6 protein-coding genes are annotated in these 4,133 nt (G+C 63.4%); 2 read left to right on the top strand and 4 right to left on the bottom strand.

The window, feature by feature from the left end; genetic code table 11:
• Positions 1–759 (top strand): site-specific integrase (locus VGD20_RS16495; RefSeq protein ID WP_331135484.1); only part of this gene is annotated, 759 nt, incomplete at its 5' end.
• 290 nt (positions 760–1,049) lie between these two features.
• Complete coding sequence (locus tag VGD20_RS16490; RefSeq protein ID WP_331135483.1) at positions 1,050–1,499, top strand: GNAT family N-acetyltransferase; 450 nt, start codon at positions 1,050–1,052, stop codon at positions 1,497–1,499.
• Between the two features lie 184 nt (positions 1,500–1,683).
• Here VGD20_RS16490 and VGD20_RS16485 read toward each other — a convergent pair whose 3' ends face one another.
• The 4 genes from VGD20_RS16485 to VGD20_RS16470 form a co-directional block, all read right to left on the bottom strand.
• Complete coding sequence (locus tag VGD20_RS16485; RefSeq protein ID WP_331135482.1) at positions 1,684–2,940, bottom strand: NAD(P)/FAD-dependent oxidoreductase; 1,257 nt, start codon at positions 2,938–2,940, stop codon at positions 1,684–1,686.
• Positions 2,941–2,965: 25 nt separating this feature from the next.
• Positions 2,966–3,532 carry a cyclase family protein gene (locus VGD20_RS16480; RefSeq protein ID WP_331135481.1) on the bottom strand — a complete coding sequence of 189 codons (567 nt, stop codon included), beginning with the start codon at positions 3,530–3,532 and terminating at the stop codon, positions 2,966–2,968.
• 20 nt (positions 3,533–3,552) lie between these two features.
• Positions 3,553–3,882: a 2Fe-2S iron-sulfur cluster-binding protein gene (locus tag VGD20_RS16475; protein WP_331135480.1), complete on the bottom strand. Its 330-nt coding sequence runs from the start codon at positions 3,880–3,882 to the stop codon at positions 3,553–3,555.
• Between the two features lie 90 nt (positions 3,883–3,972).
• A complete protein-coding gene (locus VGD20_RS16470) occupies positions 3,973–4,113 on the bottom strand; it encodes a helix-turn-helix domain-containing protein (protein ID WP_331135485.1) in 141 nt (46 codons plus the stop codon).
• Between the last annotated feature and the right edge of the window lie 20 nt (positions 4,114–4,133).

Below are 4,133 nucleotides of genomic sequence, written 5' to 3'. Positions count from 1 at the left end.
CGCTACGAAAGCGCGCGCCGGATGCGAAGCGTGCTGAGCCGCGTCTTTCGCTATGCAATCGCGACGGCCCGCGCTGAGCGCGATCCATCCAGCGATCTTCGCGGCGCACTGACAGTACCGAAGGTCAAGCATTTGGCCGCCATCACTACCGAGAAGCGGGCAGGCGATCTGATGCGCGCCATCGAAGCTTACACCGGCCATGCGATCACGCTTTTCGCGCTCCGCCTGTCGGCGCATTTATTCGTGCGGCCGGGCGAGCTGCGCCAGGCTGAATGGGCGGAGTTCGATTTCGACCGCTGTGTCTGGAACATTCCTTCGGCCAAGATGAAGATGCGCCGTCCTCACCGCGTGCCGCTCTCCTCGCAGGTGATCGACTATTTCGAGGCTCTGTATGACCTTACGGGCAGCGGCAAATACTGCTTTCCGTCGTTCCGAACGACGCGGCGACCGATGTCCGAGAATACAGTGAATGCCGCGTTACGGGTGCTTGGCTTTGGTCCCGAGGAGATGACGGCCCATGGCTTTCGCGCCATGGCGGCGACACTGCTCAACGAATCCGCCCGGTTCAACCCGGACGCGATCGAACGCCAACTTGCGCATATGGAGAATAATGGCGTGCGCCGCGCCTACACGCGCGGGGAATATTGGAACGAGCGCGCACAGATGATGCAATTTTGGTCGGATCATCTCGAGACGCTGCGCGACGGAGCCAAGGTCGTCACAGTCCCGTTTCCCCGGCGCGAGAACAGGGCGGGATAGAGATTCCCCAATGGCAGACTTTCGGGCAGCAGGGCGGCTTGCCCGAAAGCTGACATTGGTTGGCTTGGCGCCGCTTGGAAAAACTACATGCCTGCGGCAGTAGGCCGGCCGAACCTCATTGCAGGCCGGGCCCCTATCGTCTTTCCGGGTGGCGCGGCAGGCACGCCGCGAGCGTCTGCTGGGCTTGGCAATCGTCCGCCACGGCCCCGAACGCTCTCGAGCGCTGTCGGCACGTTGTGCTGGGCGGGCGGGACCCGATCGGTTATTGACCCTCCATGCTATCGTCGGATGTGATCGAGCGTGCCGGACCGGATGAGGTCGACGCGATACGAAACCTCGTTGCGCGCGCCTACGCCAAGTGGGTCGGCGTTACGCCCCGCAAACCCAAGCCGATGACGGCCGACTACGATGCGGCGATCGGAATGCACCGCTTCGACCTTCTGTATCGTAGCGGAGAGCTTGCCGGACTGATCGAAACCGTCATCGCGAACGGAGAATTGATGATCGTCAATATCGCGATTGATCCCCGCCATCAAGGCAAGGGACTGGGTTCGTCGCTGATGAGACATGCCGAGCAATTGGCCCGGGCGTCCAATCTGCGCGGCACGCGGCTCTATACGAACAAGCTCATGACCGAGAATATCGAACTCTACGAACGCCTCGGCTACCGGTTCGAGAAGGAAACGCAGCACGAGGGTGGGATGGTCGCGGTGCATATGGTTCTGCCGCTCGGAAATTAGCGCCTCCACGCGCATCCGGAGCCTGCCGGCCGCGCCATTGGTCGCGTCGAATGCCTGGGTTCAAACGCAGACCGTCCGGAACCGTGCATGAGAGGAATGCGCCGAGCCGGGAATGGCGTGAGGCAGAAATTGGGGCTACCCTCGCGAAGGAATCGATCGCGCGGGTATATGGCAAGAGAAGCTTCTAACCTTGCGGCCGCGGGACGCTCACGGCGCTGATCGGCAACAATGTTTTCAGAGGTGTTCCGGTTTCGGCGAGTTGTTCGGCGGTCGCACGGAGCCCGGCGGTGACGATCATGCGGCCCTGGACATAGTCCTTGGCCCTATTGACGCAGTCGATCGCGATGACCTTGCCCGCCTTCAGATACACGACCGAGAAGCTGCGCGTCGCGGGGTCGCCGCGCAGCACCGCCCGGTCGTGCCCGGCCGACAGGCCCGCGGTCTGGAGCTTGAGGTCATACTGGTTCGACCAGAACCATGGGATCGCATGATAGGGCGCTTCATCGCCGACGATGCCCTTGGCGACGACATTCGCCTGATCGTTCGCGTTCTGGACCGATTCGAGGCGGATCACGATGCCTTCGGCGAAGTCATTCTCGTGCGCCGCGCAGTCGCCGATCGCGTAGATGTCGGGCAGGCTGGTCTTGCAAAGCCGGTCGACGAGCACGCCGTTGCCACCTTCCGCGCCGGCCGCGATGAGGGGTTCGACCGCGGGGACGATACCGATGCCGACGATAACGAGATCGGCGGGAATGACCTCGCCGTCCGACAAACGAACTCCGGTAACCCGGGTGTCGCCCTCGATCGCATCGACGCAGACACCGAGCCGGAGGTCAACGCCGCGCTCGCGATGCTCGCGCTCGTAAAAACGCGACAGGTCGGTCCCCGCGACGCGCGCGAGCACGCGATCAAGCGCTTCGAGCAGCACGACCTTCTTGCCCGCCTTGGTGAGCACCGCCGCGGCCTCGAGCCCGATATAGCCGCCGCCGATCACGACGATCTGCCGTGCTGTTTCGGACGCCGCCTTCATCGCATCGGCATCGGCGCGGGTGCGCACGCCCTGCACGCCGGGAAGGTCGCCGCCGGGGATCGGGAGCATACGCGGGCTGCCGCCGGTGGCCCAGACGAGCTTGCCATAGCCGATCGTCTCGCCCTTGTCGGTCGTGACGCTGTGCGCCGCGGGATCGACCGACACGACGCGCGTGCCGAGCAGCATCGTCACTTCGCGCTCGTCCCAATATTTCGCAGGACGGAGCTGGATGCGTTCGAACTCCTTCTCGCCTGCGAAATATTCCTTCGACAACGGCGGGCGTTCGTAGGGGAGTTCGGGTTCGTCGCCGATGATCGCAATGCTGCCTTCGAACTTCTGCGTGCGCAGCATCACCGCCACCTGCGCGCCGCCATGGCCCGCGCCCACGATCACCACATCGAAGCCCGTCATCGAATGAACGCCCCTGCCGACGCCTTCAATCGACCTCGGCGAGTACGCGGCAGGGAAGGCCGGTGAGGTCGGTGCGGCTGAGAGGCGCCGTGTACACGGTAAAGGGCTTGTCGAGACCGAGCAGCGTCTTCACATTGTTGAGGTTCTCGATGATGAAGACGCCGCGGTCAGCGCAATATTGATCGACTGCCGCGTGCTTTTTCGGTTTCTGGACGCCGGCCGCGTCGACGCCGATGAGCTTGACCCCCTTGGCGACGACATGTTCGACGAGCGCATCCGAAAGCTCGGCGCTCTTGTAGACATAATCGTGGCGCGTATCGTAACCGATCTCGTCGACCCAGCCAGAGTAGAAAATCAGGATATCGCCGTCCCCGATCTCGACGCCGTCGATGTCGGCGATCTCGACCTCGCGATCGCGAATGTGCGAGATATCGACGACCTTGCCATTGGTCCGGAAACTTTCGAGCGGAAATTCCTTGTCCATGACGTCGAAATGGGTGCCGGCGTGGCCGGCGTCGACGATCTTGCGGACATAGTCCTCGCCGCCGCTGATCTCGGCCACCGAAAGCGGGAGCGTGAGGTCGATAAGCATGGTGGTTCTCCTTGGTTGAGTCAGGCGTCGGGCGCGATTTCGACGCGCATGTGGTTCATCGCGGCGGTGAGTTCGACCTGGCAGGCGAGGCGCGATCGGCCAGGCCGATAGCCCGGTACGTCCTCGAGCAGCGCGGTCTCGTCGGGATCGGCCGGAGCATCGCTCGGCTCGCCCTCCGGAAGATAGACGTGGCAGGTTCCGCAGCTCATCTGCCCGCCGCAGACCGAACCGATCGGGATATTCGAGGATTGCAGCGCGCCGAGCAGCGACTGGCCGGTATCGAGAACCGCCTCGCGCGCCACGCCTTCGTCGACGACGGTGACCATGATCCTTTCAGCGACCTGCTGCATTCCAGCCTCCCTCGGCATTTCGTGAGACGATGATAGCGTCGTCCGGCCCCCACCGCCTTCGCGAGGCGGTCAGATCATGCCGCGTTTCGGTCAATCCTCGTCCACTGGTCTATTGATGGATGCCGCGCCGGCCGGGAGCCACGATCCCGGTGTCTGGCCGGTATTCCGCTTGAACATCGTGATAAAGGCACTGGCGCTCTCATACCCGAGATCGAAGGCGATCGCGGTCACCGGGACGCCGCGTCCGAGTT

It is taken from the genome of Sphingopyxis sp., from assembly GCF_036402335.1.
In the GTDB taxonomy this organism is placed as follows: Bacteria; Pseudomonadota; Alphaproteobacteria; order Sphingomonadales; family Sphingomonadaceae; genus Sphingopyxis.
The sequence above is the reverse complement of the archived record's forward strand: the minus strand, read 5'-3'. Positions and strand labels throughout refer to the sequence as shown.

What these genes read in the sequence shown, in the direction of transcription:
- VGD20_RS16485 (WP_331135482.1), bottom strand. Translation starts at nt 2,940, where the DNA reads ATGACGGGCTTCGATGTGGTGATCGTGGGCGCGGGCCATGGCGGCGCG.
- VGD20_RS16475 (WP_331135480.1), bottom strand. Translation starts at nt 3,882, where the DNA reads ATGCAGCAGGTCGCTGAAAGGATCATGGTCACCGTCGTCGACGAAGGC.
- VGD20_RS16480 (WP_331135481.1), bottom strand. Translation starts at nt 3,532, where the DNA reads ATGCTTATCGACCTCACGCTCCCGCTTTCGGTGGCCGAGATCAGCGGC.